The sequence below is a fragment of the Anaerolineae bacterium genome (assembly GCA_016931895.1).
GTDB lineage: Bacteria > Chloroflexota > Anaerolineae > 4572-78 > J111 > JAFGNV01.
The window spans coordinates 16127-31792 of sequence record JAFGDY010000030.1; the positions used below are offsets into that span (position 1 = coordinate 16127).

General features: G+C 53.9%; 13 protein-coding genes. 1 reads left to right on the forward strand and 12 read right to left on the reverse strand.

Annotation, left to right across the window (positions count from 1 at the left end; genetic code table 11):
- Positions 1-157: 157 nt before the first annotated feature.
- The 12 genes from recJ to JW953_02505 all read right to left on the reverse strand — a co-directional run bounded on the left by recJ (position 158) and on the right by JW953_02505 (position 13605).
- Complete coding sequence (gene recJ / locus JW953_02450; protein MBN1991536.1) at positions 158-2440, reverse strand: single-stranded-DNA-specific exonuclease RecJ; 2283 nt, start codon at positions 2438-2440, stop codon at positions 158-160.
- On the reverse strand, positions 2437-3273 hold the full coding sequence (locus JW953_02455) for a PD-(D/E)XK nuclease family protein (GenBank protein ID MBN1991537.1): 837 nt from the start codon (positions 3271-3273) through the stop codon (positions 2437-2439). Before JW953_02455 ends, recJ begins: the two co-directional genes overlap by 4 nt.
- A 7-nt stretch (positions 3274-3280) precedes the next feature.
- The gene (locus tag JW953_02460; GenBank protein ID MBN1991538.1) at positions 3281-3715 is read right to left on the reverse strand and encodes a hypothetical protein; all 435 of its coding nucleotides are present in this window, start codon (positions 3713-3715) and stop codon (positions 3281-3283) included.
- Positions 3716-3862: 147 nt separating this feature from the next.
- Entirely contained in the window at positions 3863-6196 is a 2334-nt protein-coding gene (locus tag JW953_02465) for an ATP-dependent helicase (GenBank protein MBN1991539.1), read from the reverse strand.
- Positions 6197-6199: 3 nt separating this feature from the next.
- Positions 6200-6589: a hypothetical protein gene (locus tag JW953_02470; protein ID MBN1991540.1), complete on the reverse strand. Its 390-nt coding sequence runs from the start codon at positions 6587-6589 to the stop codon at positions 6200-6202.
- Positions 6579-6869, reverse strand: a complete 291-nt coding sequence (locus JW953_02475; GenBank protein MBN1991541.1) for a hypothetical protein — start codon at positions 6867-6869, stop codon at positions 6579-6581. The genes JW953_02470 and JW953_02475 overlap by 11 nt, the downstream gene beginning before the upstream one ends.
- Positions 6870-7008: 139 nt before the next feature.
- Positions 7009-7407 (reverse strand): hypothetical protein, encoded by a 399-nt coding sequence (locus JW953_02480; GenBank protein ID MBN1991542.1) that lies wholly within the window; start codon positions 7405-7407, stop codon positions 7009-7011.
- A complete protein-coding gene (locus JW953_02485; protein ID MBN1991543.1) occupies positions 7371-7703 on the reverse strand; it encodes a hypothetical protein in 333 nt (110 codons plus the stop codon). Before JW953_02485 ends, JW953_02480 begins: the two co-directional genes overlap by 37 nt.
- Before the next feature lie 174 nt (positions 7704-7877).
- Positions 7878-8216 (reverse strand): nucleotidyltransferase domain-containing protein, encoded by a 339-nt coding sequence (locus JW953_02490; protein MBN1991544.1) that lies wholly within the window; start codon positions 8214-8216, stop codon positions 7878-7880.
- Positions 8217-8231: 15 nt separating this feature from the next.
- Positions 8232-10412 (reverse strand): hypothetical protein, encoded by a 2181-nt coding sequence (locus JW953_02495; protein MBN1991545.1) that lies wholly within the window; start codon positions 10410-10412, stop codon positions 8232-8234.
- Positions 10413-10648: 236 nt separating this feature from the next.
- The gene (locus JW953_02500) at positions 10649-11050 is read right to left on the reverse strand and encodes a response regulator (GenBank protein ID MBN1991546.1); all 402 of its coding nucleotides are present in this window, start codon (positions 11048-11050) and stop codon (positions 10649-10651) included.
- 74 nt (positions 11051-11124) lie between these two features.
- Positions 11125-13605, reverse strand: a complete 2481-nt coding sequence (locus JW953_02505) for a PAS domain-containing protein (GenBank protein ID MBN1991547.1) — start codon at positions 13603-13605, stop codon at positions 11125-11127.
- 396 nt (positions 13606-14001) lie between these two features.
- Here JW953_02505 and JW953_02510 point away from each other — a divergent pair, with 396 nt between their 5' ends.
- On the forward strand, positions 14002-15591 hold the full coding sequence (locus tag JW953_02510; protein MBN1991548.1) for a phosphoglycerate dehydrogenase: 1590 nt from the start codon (positions 14002-14004) through the stop codon (positions 15589-15591).
- Positions 15592-15666: the final 75 nt, after the last annotated feature.

The window sequence follows — 15666 nt, forward strand, 5'->3', positions numbered from 1 at the left end:
CAATGACCAGTGACCAACGACCAATTTGGCCCTTCGTCGTTCGTCCTTCATCGTCCTTTGTTGGTGATTGGCGCCGTTTGAAATAACGGTTTTGGCCTGGCGCAAAAATATCCGGTAATGAATGTTAAAATCAGTATAACCCGGTCCGGGCCGGAATTCAATGGGATATTGGGGGTAATGCTAATGCGCTCAAATTGGCCTTTTTGAAAAAATGGCGGTAGGCGGCTGTTTCGTCCAGGGTGGCTTTGAGCATCTGTTCCACGGTAATTGTGTTTTCGGTGGGAGGCTGCTGCTCGGCGCGCAGCACCAATCGTTCATCTTCCTCAACCATGATTGCCAGTTTGCCCTGGGCCGCTAGCCAGTTGAGGCCCAGCCGGGCGGTGACGATTCGCTGCCCTAACGCAGCGGCTAAATCTTCCAGATTAACTTCACCCGCTTTGTGGCTGAGGGCAAACTTGATTAGCCCCAGCAGTTGTTTGACAAATAAAGGGAAGGCGTCAAACGGCCCGGGCTGCCCCACCGCAAAAATCTGCCGGGGCCGGACCGTGGCCAGGGCCTGTTGCAAAATGTCCTGCCCTGGCGGGGCGGTCCAGATAACCAATGTGTCGGCGGGGTGAAGTTGCCGGCGCGAGGCAAAGGAAAGCGGGGGCATGGCCACGCCTTCAGCCCAAATGAGGGGCGCGGCCAGTTGCGCCACTTTGGCCGCAACGTTGGCCATGTCTCGCCAATCAATACATTCCGGTGGAGAAACCGGGGCAGGGGGCTGCCATTCTCTGGCGGCCAGCCATTCCACTTGCACCGTGCCGTCGCCCTTAAAATCATCGGAGCTGAGGGTGAAGGCCAGGTCAAAAACGCCCTGGGGAGAGCGTTCCGCCGCGCCGCCCCACCAGATAACGTCTTGTTGTTGGCCGGTCTCATCCTGGACCACCAGGCGTTTGTGGGTACCCGCTTTGCCAAAGGTAGTTTCCTCAACCATACGCAGCCCCCGGCAGCCCAGTTGCACGGGCGGATTGCCTGCCCCAAAGGGGGCCAGCCGTTGGATGGTGGCCAATAACTCGCCTGAAATTTGGGGCAGTTGGATCAGCGCGTCAAGGGTGATAGTTTTTTCCAGGGCGGTTTGACAATCGGCCAGGGCCGCGGAAAGTCCCCGCCGGAAGTCAACAATATTTTCCGGCGCAATAGCCAGCCCGGCAGCCAGGGGATGTCCGCCAAAGCTGGTCAAAAGATGGGCCTGGATTTTAAGGGCCTGGTGAATATCGCAGCCGGGCACGGAACGGGCCGAGCCGCGCCCCAGGCCGTCGGGTCGGAGGGCGATGAGAATAGCGGGTTTGCCGTACTGGTCAACCAGGCGATTGGCGGCAATGCCGATTACGCCCGGATGCCAGTCGGCGGCGGCCAGCACAAGGGCGTTGTATTCGGCCAGGGCAGGGGTATCCTCAATCAAACTGAGGGCCTGCATCACCACCCGGTCCACCAGCATTTTGCGCCGGTCGTTCAGGGCCTCCAGTTGCAGGGCAATGATGCGGGCGCGGGCGCGGTTGGCGGTGGTGAGCAGTTCAATGGCCAGGTTGGCGTCGCCCAGGCGGCCCAGGGCATTGAGGCGGGGGGCCAGCCAAAAGCCGATGTGGTCTGCGGTGAGGCGGTTGGTTTTGAGATTGGCGTTTTCAACGATGGCTTGCAGGCCGGGGCGGGGCGTGTTTGGCAAAACCGCCAGGCCTTTTTGCAAAAGATAGCGGGTGTCGCCGGTTTGGGGGGCCACGTCGGCCACAATGCCCAGCGCCACTAAATCCAGCAGTGTTTCGCTTTCTGCGGCCCGGCGGTGGGATTTGTAAAGCGCCTCGGCTACTTTGTAGGCCACGCCCACGCCGGGCAGGTGGTACAGGGGATGTTCCGGCGGCAATCGTTTGGGGTTGATGACGGCCTGGGCGGGCGGCAGCATTTCCGGTAAATCGTGGTGGTCGGTGATGATCACGCCGGTTCCGGCAGCCAGGGCCACGTTCACGGCCTGGTGGGCGGAAATGCCGGTGTCGCAGGTGAGGATCAGTTTGACCCCCTGCGCCAATATCCGTTCCAGGGCGGAAATTTTGAGGCCGTGCGACTCGGTGAGGCGGTTGGGAATGTAGGAGGTGACGTTGGCCCCCAAATCCTTAAGCGTGGAGACAAGCAGCGCAGTGGCGGTTTGACCGTCCACGTCAAAATCGCCCCAAACGCAGATGAGGTCTTGCTGGTTAATGGCCTGGTTGAGCCGGGCAATCGCGGCGTCCAGATCAGGCAAATCGTAAGGGGAAGCCGGTTCGTAAGCGTCGGGGTCAAGAAAAGCGCGGGCCTGGTCAACGGAGGCGATCCCGCGCTGGGCGAGCAGTTGAGCCAGGAGAGGATCGCCGGTAAAATCAAGCAGTTCTTGAGGAATATTTGGCTGGGGCAGCAGTTGCCAGTTCAAAATTCAATCTCCGCCACCTGGTCCCAATCTAGGGCTAACACATCCACGGTTTCTTGCAGTTCTTCCGGCAGTTCCACCAGCGGCCCGGCTTTGTCGCCCCGGTCGCAGAAAGAGCGGTAGATACAGTAATGACAAGGCGCTTGATCTTCCACCAGGGGAAAGTTATCCCTGGTGGCGGCACTTTTGACCTGTTCAACGAGGTCGCTCAAAAATTGCTCGTCTCGCCGAAGCATTTGGGGGCTATAGTCAAATATTTCCGGTTCGTCCGGGGCTTGAGGATACCAGTACATCATTTTGATGACCGCCGGGTCAATGGGCCGGCCCCGGTTGAAGGCTGCTCCGGCCATTGCCAGCACGTAAAGATACACGCGGGTTTGCATGCGCCGGGCCAGGGAATCGGGGGCGGGCTTGCGTCCTGTGGTTTTCCAGTCAATCAACAGAAATACGCCGTCGGGCTGCGCGGCCAACAGGTCAAAGCGGGCCAAAAGCCGATAGCCACCCAGGGGGGTGGAGAGGGTCAGCTCGGGATAGGTTTTGGCTTGATTTAAGGCGGGGCGGTGATCCAGGTAATTCTGCCACCAAATTTTGAGTTCCGGCTCGGCGGCGGTTAACGTGCGGTTGAGGGTATCCTCAGCGATACCAAGCAGATGTTGGTGCACCAGGCGATGAAAGTCGGCGCCAAGGCGGGCCAGGCGTTCCACTTCTTGCGCCGGCTCGGCCTCGCTGGCCGGCCAGCTTAGCTGCTGCAAGTAGCGCAGTTCAAAACGGCGAGCGCAGGTTTCAAAATCTTGCAGGCTGGATTGGCTGAATTGGAAGTTTTTGGGTAGGGACATTTTTTTCTCAAGCGCGGGCAAAACTAATAATGGTGCGAATAATAGCGTAAAGAGCCACAACCATGAGGAGACCCGCAACCAATTTGCTTTCGATGCCAAACCACAAGGCCATAGGGCCAAACAAGAATAGCCCCAACATGCCGCCGAGGGCCAGGAGAATGGGTAACACCGATTGCCATTGACCTGCTTGAACCGCTGCCTTGATGTCGGCAAAACTGAACGTGGCTTCGCTTTTTAGGCCTGTTGCTTTTCCTTTGAAATCTGTGCCCAGAATTACCTCGTTTTTTGTTAAGTCATCTCTCATCATATCGGCTACCATTTTTTTGCCGACCTCTTCCTTGTTGCGCCGTTGGGTTTGACCACTGGTTGCCAGTGTCCAGACCATGCCGGCAATTAAAATGATGATGCTCAAAATTGTTAAACCAAGAAATAACCAAAACATTTTTACCTCCTACAAGGGCGGTTTCCTTTCCCAAATTATTGAAAGGATACTACACAACCAATAAAAAGGAAAACTCCCCGCCACTGATAAAAAATGCCGACAGGCCCAAAACAGCCGCGCGTGTTGCGCAAGGTGAGAATTTTAAGTTTATGCCTTTTTTTGAGTTTCTGCCCACCATGTTTGCAAGGCCACAAACGGGATGGCCGGTTGGTTGTCCGGTTTGTTTTGATACTGCTGGCCTCTATTCCAGGTGACCACCAATTCCTGCTTGGCCCGGGTTAAGCCGACAAAAAAGAGCCGCAGCCGTTCCCGAACCAGGTCCAGGCGAGCTTGTTCGGTGGCCATGCCCTCAACGTAACTTTCCTGATCAACCAGCGTCTCCAATTGGGCCAGGATTTCGGCTTCCAGGTTGAGCGAATCGCGCACAAACCACTTTTCAGAAAAGTAAGTGTCTTGCGGCTCGCCGGAGGGAAAACTGTAGTTGTTTAGCCCCATCAGGTAAACCCGGTCCCACTCCAGGCCTTTGGCCCGATGCATGGTGGAAACCGTGACCTTGCCCGGCGGCGGCTCAAAGCCCAGCGCGTCTTCATCAAAGCCCAAAAAACGGCGCTGGTTGCGGGCAATTTCGGCCAGGCTTTCCACAAATTCGGGCAGGCGATAATCTGGATATTCTGCGGCCATCCGGCGCAGTACTACGGCAAATTTGTGGGCCAGGGCCAGGTCGGCGGGATGGTCGAACAAATCCTGGGCCAGCAGCAGGATGAGCTGGTCAATGGGGAGGATGGCGGCGGCCTGCCAACGGCGAACAAGAGCGCGAAATTCTGTTAAAATTGTGAGTGGTGAATGGTGAATGGTGAATTGTGAATGAGACTCTTGATTCTCGTCGGTATCGGCTGCTTCGCCGTCTCGCTGATTTGCTAACCCCTCCACCTGTCGGACTAATTCATCTGTTCCAAGTTCATCCAGCCAATCCTGGCCAGGCCGGGGCCACAGATAATCCTCCAACCGGCCGCAGTTTTGGATGGCCTTTTCGACCCACTCAAAAATGGGCTGGAGGTCTTCCAGGTCCCAGTCGTGCCGCTTCCACACGCGAAACACGGTGGCTAACTGGCGAGAGTCGGTGGGGCGGGCCAGGTATTTGAGCACGTTGCCCAACACCCCGGCGGTGCTGCGGGTGGCGGCGGTGCTGTTGAGCAGTTCCACGTAGGGCACGTTGGCCCGGCGCAGGGCATTGGCCATGTCCACGCCGCGTTTGTTGCGGGCATCCAGCACGGCCACGGTTTTGGTGGGGTTTTCCTTGAGCCACTGTTTGACCGAACGCACGACGGCCTGGATTTCTTGCGGGGGGAGATATTTTTCGGGGCGAAAGTGAATCTGGTGGGGGTGATCGGGCGGGTTGGGTTGGGGGTCGTTGGGCGGAGTAGGTTGGATGTGCGGCAGGCTCAGGGCATTTTGGATTTCCGGGCGGGGATGTTCGGCCATGGTCCAATCAATGAGATAGTTGGCCAGTTGGATAATGCTGGCTGATGAACGACCCGATTCCGGCATGGGCAGGTCAATTACGCCGTCTCGCTGCAAAAAGCCGCGCAAATGGGCCGGGTCGGCGGTGGTGAAGGTTTCGTAGATGGCCTGGTTGGGATCGCCTACCCGCACCCACGTGCCGGTGCGGCCCGCCAATGTTTCCAGGATCTGCTGTTGCAGCAGGCTGCTGTCCTGGGCTTCGTCTTCCAGCAGGTAGGGCCAGCGTTGTTGAAGACGGGCCAGGTAGGCGGGGTCCAACTCAATAGCTTGGGCGGCCAGGCGGATCAAATCGTCAAAGTCAACGCCGGTGCGGGCCAGCCGGTTCTGGTAGTCGCGGTAGATATCCAGGCCCAACCGGGCCAGGGGCAGGGTTTCATTTTGGCGGCGGTAGGCGTCGGCCAGTTGGTGGGGGGCAAGCTGCCGGTCTTTGGCCCGTTTGATAAAGTTTTGGGCAATGGTCAGCACCAGGTTGGGCAAGTCGTGGCGCAGGAGCGGCTCCAGGTTGATGTCTGAGAGTAAATAATCCTGGATAAGGCCGGTGTTGGCGGCCAGCCAGCTATCCACCACCTCGCGCAAAATGAGTTGGGCGGTGTGATCGTCCACAATGGCAAAATCCTGGCTAAGCCCCACCAACGAAGGCCGCTGCTGGACAATTTCGTGGGCCAGGGAGTGCAGGGTGCAGACGCGGTAGTTGAAACCGGGCAGCAGCCCTTTTTGGCGCACAAAACCGTCTACCCGGCGGCGGAAGTTATCCACGGCCGCGTTGACCAGGGTGACGATGAGCACTTCCTGGTCGTCCTCAACCCGCTGCACCAGTTCCGAGGCCAGAAAGGAGAGGATATGCGTTTTACCGCTCCCTGGCACCGCCGACACTCCCAGCCGCACCGGGCCATTGGCGGTGAGCAGCGTGTCGAGAATTTTTTGTTGGGAGGGGCGTGGGCTGAAGGTTGGTTGGGTCATTTTCTATGGCAATTGAACTAGCTGCTCAATTTCGTTCAGTACAGTTGCCAAATCAGACGCAGATGAAGCAATAATATTATCTTCGTGTCCCTCGTGTTTGTGATGAGGATAGGTAGGAAGATTCAATTTCCGATGATGCCCCGTGTTGTCATAGCGAAAAATCAGTTTATTGGTAGCATCCATGTAATGATAGACATACATCAAACGGTCAATGGTGGTTTCAACATCAAGGAATTCTCGCAGGTGTAAGATTGAACCATCTACAAAATAAAGCTCACCGTGAATAAAGCCTTCGTGGGTGGTTCGTTTATCATAGGTGATGTTGGACGATTGGACGACAAGGCAAGACTCAATGGTATCCTGTAACTGCTGGAAGTAGGTTTCAATTCGCAAATTTGATTCCTCGCAATGTCTCTGCCTTTTCTCGCAACCGGTTTAGAAGTCGATATTCACCAATCCATTCAGCAAGTTCTAACGTTTCTTCAAGTTCATCATTCTCAAAGCGGCGGATAAATTCATCTGTCAGTAATTCGTATTTGGTTTCGAATTTGTGGAGTCGATCTTCTGTTCGTCTGATACTTGCTTCCAGTAAACGTAATTCATTGGCCAGCGCCGCTTCAACTAGAGGTTTTAAGGGATGCTGATGTGCGGAAACCAGTGTTAGTTCGCTCATTTAAGCCTCTCTGTCTGTATACTCACTTGGGCATTTAATTGTTTGTACACGAGATTATACCATACAAGATTGTTTTTCTTTCTCACTACCCGACATTTGAGCCGATTACCCTCCCGCAGGTTTAAGAATGGAACATAATTTAGTGCAACTGAATATTTATTTTCAGCCAATCCACAAAGGCTGCAAAAGTTATTTCATTAGTCAGAGATAATAGAGTTTTATTGTTCTGATGGAGATGCGGTACGTGTTCACCAGCATGTTCTGCCCCAATCTGGCCATACTTTAGCCGAATGGCGCGTGGGTCAGGCTCATTGTCGAAGCCAGCCTCAACCCAATCTCCGCGTAAAATATAGTATCGGTATTTTCGCAATTCATCACTAAACAGTTCGGTAACGAATATGCGATATACATCGTATTTGGCCTGAAGACGCAAAATGGCCCGTTTAGGGGTAAAATCAGTCACATACTCGACTTGCTCAAATGTTGACTCAGCCAGCGTGATTATGTTAGTAAAAGCGTCTGTAATTGCTGCGTCCAATCTTTAATTCCCTTGTGGCAAAATTCCCAATCGGCCAGATCGATTTCCCACTGTTTACTCACATTCGTTTCTATGTGGTTGATGAATGTTTCATCTTTAGAAATGCTTTGGGCAAAAGTTGGATACTCTAGGCCATATTTATCCTGGTAGATTGCTTCTCGTCGTTTGAGTTCATCTATTTTGGTCGTGATTTGTTCGATTGTGTAGCGTTGTAGAGCCAAATCAACCGCCGTTTGCAGATCTCCCAAAGTAGTTAGTACTTCAGCATATTTGTCTTTAACCGCAATTGTAGCCATGAAATCACCTTTTACATTGATTGAGAGTCTTCTCTAGAAAATTTCTGACAGGTTGCCAGAGATAAAAATTAACTTCTTAAAACAACATTTCGATAGAATTTGTGTGCCATTATACCATAAATTTACCTGACGTTGAGGTAGTTTCTCAGCTTGAGTTAATAGGCGCGATGGGTGTCAATTCGTTTTGTTTGCCCATAGCGAAATTCCTTCTTTACGGATATTCATCAGAAATGGGTCGAATTTTTGGCGAAGATAGGTTTTCTCTGGGATAGGAAGAATGAAGAATAAGGCATCGTATTGGTATAGAAACTCACCGGTAATGTCGCTAATGATGTTTTCCGTTTCCGGCGGTATTTTGTCCATTACCAACAAGCAGTCGTAATCAGAGTCGGGCGCAAAATCTCCCCTGGCTCTGGAACCAAAGAGGATAATTTCTTTGAGGTGGCTACCTAATTCCTCTCTCATTTTTTCTGAAAAAAGGTCCAGAATTTCTTCATTTTCTTTGATCGTCATCAGATGCTCCTAATTCTACCCTCTCTTTTCTTCTTCCTCTTCTCGCTGCATTTGCCTCAACATCTGCTGCAAAGCCATCAACAACTGTCCCCGTTGCTCATAGCCCTGCTCACCGATTTCGGCGTTGATAATGTAGATGTGTTTGCGGCAGCGCCGGGTCAGGCCCAACACCAGGCGGGAGAGCCGGTCGCGTTGGGTGGTCACTTCGTCGGCGTCGGTCCAGGGGCGGCCCGGCTCCCAATCGGCGGCCAGGATGTAGGGATGGGTGAGGGGTTGGGAGATGCGCTCCCACCAACCGCTACTGCCTGCGTCGAGCCAGAATTGGTAATCCACCGGGCGATTGCTCATCAGAAAGGTGGTGGCCGGCGTGATGAGAACCGCTTCTTCCGGGGTAGGGTCTCCACCGCGCAGGTATTGGGCCGCCAGCATGCCCTGTTCGATCAGGTCAAGGTAGGCGCGATTCAACTCGTTGGTGTTGGGCAGCCTGACCTCCTGGACAACGCCCACTTCATTCGTGTAGACATTGATGGCTATTCTTTCAGCCACCCGGCGGAATTTACGGGCCGAATCAATAAGATGGGCCGCAATCTCCCCGGCCTCTTGCTGGCCGTGGAAGCCAAAACCGGGCTGGGCCAACACTTCCTCAAAAAGACGGCCGAAAAAGTAATCCAGCACCGGGGGAGCGGTCGGCTCGACCCGCAGCAGCCAGGCGCGTAAAAGGTCAAAACGATGCCCGGCTTGGTAGGAAATCCGCTCGCGCACATCTCCCTCAATCTGGTCAAAGGAGGTCAGGTAGGGTGAGGTTGGCGGGGCATATTGGCGGTAAACCACTTGCGTCAGTAAGTTGGCCCGCACTAAATCCAAATCGGCAATGGCCTGATGCAGGGCCTGGGCCACGTCAAAGGGTTCGGGCAGCATGCGCCAGCCGGGGAAGGCCAGCCGGGCCAGGGTGAGCATTGTTTTGGCCGCCGGTTCCTCGTTGAGGGGGCGGGAGGGCCGGTGGGAGCGGGCGGGCAGGCCGCGTTGTTTCATGCGGTGGACAAAGGCAAAACGCAGGGCATCGCTGACAAAGGGGGCCAGCACCACAATCTGGTTGGGGGGCACTCCCTGGGCCAGCAGGCTGGCAATGCGCTGGACCACCTGGTCAATCATATTGGGGTAGAAACGGTGTTGTTCAAACGTGATGGCCTGGCGAGGGTCGGCAGAATGATTAATTGTGAATTGTGAATTGTGAATTGTGAATTGTGAATTGTGAGTTGTTGATTTGTTTGGCTGCCTTTGCAAGATTTGGTTGATGCGCTCGCCAAAGGCCAGCATGTCGGCGGGAGCGACGTGGGATTCATTCATTGAGATTGTCTCGTTACTCAGGTTGGACAGGTCCCGGGCGGTGCGCCAGTTGGCGCCCAGAAAAATGCGATAACCGGCGTCTTCATCGTTGACCAGGAGAGCCGACTCGGTGTGGGGCAGCCATTGGCGCAAAATGGTGTGGGCAAAGGGCGTGTCCTCTTCAACATTGTCAATAATTAAATGGCGATAGCGGTTGGTGAGGTATTGTTGCACGCCAGGTACCGGCCAGAGATGTTGGTAAAAGGTTTCGATCCGTAGCGAAAAATCGAGCAGGTTGCGGGCCAGGCAAAATTCGCGGAACCGGTTGACGCAAGCCTGGGTGTGTTCCAGGGCCACGCGGCTGCCGGGTTCCAGGGTGAGGGAGGCGGCCAGGCGCTGGCCAACCTCGGTATGGGATAGACCAATCAGGGCCGCTTTGTTCAGGTTATCCAAGATTTGGCTGACCAGGCGAGGCAGGGAGATGGTGACGGGCACAACGTTAGGATCAAAATAGCCCTGTTCAAGCAGCGGCTCAATGGCCTGCCGGAGATAGTATTGGGCCTGTTCAATATTCAGGAAAACGGGTCGCTCATGCGGGCGGCCAAAACCGGCGGCAGTGGCGCCCAGCGGCCAAAAGAGGTCAATGGTGCGCAGAGCTAGGCCGTTCATGGTCAAAATGTCTACCATCCCGCTCCCCGGCAGGGACGAGTCGCGAAACAAAGCGCGATAGGGTTCGGCCAGTGTTTGTTGCGGCACCAGCACCAGGATGTTATTGGCCGGAACGTGGCCGGTCAACAGTTGGCGCAGTTGGGCCGCGGCATAGGTTGTTTTGCCCGCGCCGGCCGGGCCGGTGAGGTAAGTAATGGGCATCAAGACCACCTTTGGGATTTATGCTATCTCATTTTAGCACAGATGGTCGAGGTTGGGAAGAATTAATTGAGAGAGGGGTGCGTCCAAAATTTTTGGAAAGCGCCGAGGGGGGAATTAGGGGGACGTCCCCCACACCCCCCGGTCCTCCTAAAATGTCGGGCACACCCTTGAGAGAGGAATACGTTAGAAGTTGTCTGAGAAGAATGAAGCATCGTCGCTCTTTGTCAAAATAGCCGTTATTCTATTTCCAAGATCGAGCGAATCAGCAACCTTAATTTAACGCCATTAATGGGTTTTTGTAAAAAGCCATCGGCCCCTACTTCTGTGCCGCGCTGCTCTACCTCATCATCCCAAAACGCCGTAAACAAAATAACGGGAATGTGCCGCCAGCGCTCATTTGTCTTTATCCGTTGGCAAACCTCAAAGCCGTCCATGTGGGGCATCATAATATCTAACAAAATAAGGTCGGCGTGATTTTTCTCAAGATGTTTTAGGGCCTGAAAGCCACTATTAACCAAAGTCAGGTTGTAGCCTTCGGTTATCAGGTGGCCTTCCAGGGTGTCTCGGGCTATGGCCTCGTCGTCTACAATGAGAATAGTGTAATCGGCTGTTTCTGACGCTTTTTTGTTAGGTGACATTGGACCTTATCCAAAAAATGAGATGAATTGACTTAAGTATAAGGAAACCGGGGCCTTGAGTCAACCAACCAGGGCTACATTGCGCGCAGCTCATAGGTATTCACCGGCTGTTCGCGCCCTTTTACTTTCATTTCCTGGTAGAAGACGGCGTTGATTGAAGCCTTGGTGGCCTGGTACACCGCTTCGCTGACCAATATTTTGCCGCCGGGAGTATTTTCTTGAATACGTTTGGCCAGGTTAACGGTGTCGCCAATGGCGGTGTAGTCCATCCGGTCCGACATGCCCACGTTGCCCACCACCGCTTCGCCCACGTGCAAACCAATGCCAAAGGTGAGGCCGCGTTCTTCCCCAATGCTGTGGTGATAATCGTTGATAGCGCGCTGCATGGCGGCGGCGGCGCGTACGGCCCGCAGAACGTGGTCGTCTTGGCGCAGGGGGGCGTTGAAGATGCCCATAACGGCGTCGCCCATAAATTTATCCAGGGTGCCTTCATACATTAAAATTGAAGCAGCCGCCATTGACAGGTACTGGTTCAAAACGTCAACCAATTCCTCCGGGGCCAATTTTTCGCTAAAAGTGGTAAAACCGCGAATGTCGGCAAAGAGGATGGTCACTTCCTGGCGATTTCCACCCAGTTTCAGGTCTGCCGGGTCTGAGGGCAGACGGTCAACCACGGCCGGCGATACGTAACAGCGGAACATATCTTGCACGGCGCGCAGTCGTTTGGTTTCGGTCAGGTCGTCTACCACAATGGCGACCCCCTGGGTTTGATTTTGCGCATCTTTTAGGGGGGCCAAGTTCATGTTAAGGTTAACCTGCCCCCGGCCCGGCAACTCTGAGGTGATCTCGTAATCGGTGTAATGGTCTTCGCGGTGGGTTACATTTTTGATCAGGTTGGGCAGAATGGTTTTGGCAAAATTGGGTAGCACGTCGGTGTAGGAGAAACCAATACAGCGATGCGCGGGGGTGGCCATAATGATTTCGGCGGCGCGATTGAACAGCGTGATCTTGCCGGCAATGTCGGTGGTGATAACGCCGTTGTCAATGCTGTCAAACACGTTGTCCATTAAATTTTTCATGCGCGTGGTTTGTTCCAGGTTGCGTTGCAGCCGGTCAAATAGCGCGGCGTTTTCCAGGGCCAGGGCGGTTTGGTCGGCCAGGGTGGTGAGCAGGCGAATGTCTTGCACGCTGTAGGCCCGGCCTGATTGTTTGAGGCCCACGGCCAACAGGCCAATGAGCCTTTCCTGTTTGAGAATGGGGATAAACCATTCCGCCTTCAGGGCCTGCAAGGCTTTACATTCGGAGGTGGGCGCGTTTTTGAATTGAGGCGAAATATCAATGGTATATTGGGCCAACGCCTGGCGTTCAATAACCAGGCGGTTGGTAATGGGCGTATTTTTTGAAAGAGAAATTAATTTGGGTGACCCGTTGCTGCTGGTTGGGGGCACGGAACGCAGGTTAAAAACGTTGTCTTTTTCCGTATCCAGAATAAAAAGGGTGCTGTTTTCTACGCCCAGGGCCTGGCCGATATGAGTCAAAGCCACCGCCGATAGTTCGCTCAGGTACAGGATATTGCTAATGGCCTGGCTATAATTGTGGATGACCACCTGGTAATCATAATGTTGGCCAAAAAGAAGGCGATTGGCCAAACGGATACTGATTTGGCGAATAGGGCCGTAGACAATGGTCAGCAACACCGCTGTAACAGCGGCAACCAACAGAGTCCGGTCTAAAAAACGGGTCAAGAACATAGAAGCCAGAAGGTTGCCCAGGAAGATATTGACCAGATAAATGCCGGCCAGGTAAACCGTTACCGTAACCAGGGCCACAATCAACATTCTGATGGTATGGCGCACGGCCGTGCTTAAATCAACCAAATCTTCAACCACCACAATGTAAATGGTTAAAATTCCGCCTAAACAGGCGATAATCAAACCGGCCGTCCAAAAAGGTTCCAGCAGCGACAAATACAGGCCATAACCTACAGCCGACAGCACGATAGATATTAATAAAAAACTGATTCTATTTTTATGGGCCGGGCTTTGGGTGCGGAAATATTGCACTTCGGTGGTGACAATGGCGATGGCCAAAAAAAGGCCTGCCCATACCATGCTGAGGGTAAAAGTGAGATTGGCGGGCTGAAGCCAGCCATAACTCCAGGCCAGGGCCGACGGCGGCAGAACAAACCAGCCCAGGTCCAGGCTGATCATTGCGGCCAAACCGGCCAGGCCCATAGCCCAGCCCCACCACGCTATGCCTGGACGTTGCAAAAAAGCGCGGGCAAAGGCCCAATAGACCATGCCCAAAATAACCAGCCCATACCCGGCTACCTGCGTCCAACTGAGGCCGGGTATGGCCGGCGCATTGACAACTGCCGCCGCCAGATTAACGTTCCACAGGGCGCTCAAAAACAGATAGGCGGCGCAAAGGCCATCCATAGCGTCGTCTAATTTGCGCCGCACAAATAAAAAAATGCAAAGCGCAAGGTAAATCAAAGTAATGCCTAAAGGAACAATCGCCTGGCTGGATAGCAAGATTGATGGGTCTACGAACACGTTTGGCCCCTCCGCTGTTAATGTTCTGAATTGCTACTAAAAGTTTATCACGAAAATTGCGCCTGGTTGGTTACAAAGTGATTACAACTTGATGGTTGAATTCCTTAGATAGAGTCTATCAAAATGAGAGAAGCTATTAAATAGGAAATTTGGCTAGAGACAAAGGCCTTTTTATTCACTATAGCCCAAAATCATTTGAATTGGGTGTGAAAATAATTAGAAAAAGGATTGAAACACCCCAGGCAAGACCCATACAGATTGCTCAAATAAATTAATTGAGGTAAACTTGCACCCATCCAATGGCGGACACAGCATGCGCGTGGCCGCCTCTTTTTTTACCGGCAAAATTAGTAGTTTGGATTAGCGGACCATTATTAATTATTTGGAGTGAGGAAAATGACATACAAAATATTGATTACCGATGACCTGTCGCCGCAGGGATTGGCCCGGCTGGAGAGCGCGGAAGATGTTGAATTTGATATTGTAAAAGGTTTAACGTCGGAGGGCTTGGCAGAGCGGATTGGGAATTATGATGGTTTGATTGTGCGCAGCAGTGTGCGGGTCACCGAGGCAGTGTTGGCCGCGGCCGACAGGCTGAAGGTGGTGGGTCGAGCCGGCATGGGCGTAGACAACATAGACGTAGATGCCGCCAGCATGCGCGGAGTGGTGGTGATGAACACCCCCGGAGTCAATGCCACCGCCACAGCGGAACACACCATGGCCCTGTTGCTGGCCCTGGTGCGGCATTTGCCGCAGGCATACCGGAAATTGAAGGGGGGAGAATGGGACCGTAAGAGCTATGTGGGCGTGCAGTTATACCGGAAAACAATGGGCATTATTGGCATGGGACGAATTGGGGCGCGGGTAGCGCTGCGCTGCCGCGCCTTTGGGATGAAGGTGATCACATACGACCCCTACCTGGCGGATGACGTGGCGGAAGAGTTGAAGGTAGAGCCGGTGGAGTTAGACGAGCTATTGGCCCGGTCCGACTTCATTACCCTGCATGCGGCCAGCACCGCGGAAACGGCAGGCTTGATAGATGAGGCAGCAATTAAAAAAATGAAGGATGGGGTGCGGATTGTCAACACGGCGCGCGGAGCGTTGATAGATGAGGCGGCCCTGGTTGAGGGTTTGCGGAGGGGAAAGATTGCCGGAGCAGCCCTGGATGTGTTTATCAAAGAGCCACTGGCCGCGGATAGCCCCCTGTTGGCCCTGGACAATGTAGTGATTACCCCCCACCTGGCCGCAAGCACACAGGAGGCGCAGCGAGATGTGGGCACGCAGATTGTGGATCAGATGTTGGACGCACTGCGGGAGGTGGATTATCGAAATGCGGTGAATTTACCGTTGGTGCAGGATGCGAGTGTATTGCGGATATTGCGGCCCTACCTGAACTTGGCCGAGCGCGTGGGCAGTTTGCAATCTCAGTTGGCCGACAATGCGGTGGAACGGGTAGAGGTTCGGGTGAAGGGAGATGAGTTGGAGGGGCATATCAAGCCGGTAACAGTAGCCATTTTGAAAGGCTTGCTGGAGCCGGTGCTGCATCAGACGGTGAATTACGTGAATGCCCCCCACCTGGCCCAACGGCGGGGCGTCATTGTTTCCCAGGCCAGCAATATCCCCAGTGATTATCCAAATTTGATCTCCTGTTGCGTAAAGTGGGCCGGGGGTAGTCACACCGTGGAGGCCACTTTGTTCAACCACAATGAGCCGCGCATTGTGCAATTTGACGGCTATCGGGTGGACGTGCGCCCGGAGGGCATTATTTTGGTGGTCAGCAATCACGACCGGCCCGGCTTCATCGGCCAGGTAGGCACGTTGTTGGGGCAGCAGGGGATTAATATTGCTATCTGGCGCTACGGCCGCGACGAGCCTTATGGCCGGGCCATTTCATTTATCGGGGTAGATACTGATGTGCCGGAGGACGTGCTTGATACGCTGCGCGAGCTTGACCTGGTGATGCAGGTAAAAAAGGTGCGTTTGTAGAAGCCTGAAAAGTTTAGAAACCGGAAGACACTTCGGCTGTGCCTCGGCGTAACCTAAAATCGACCAGAAGTAAGT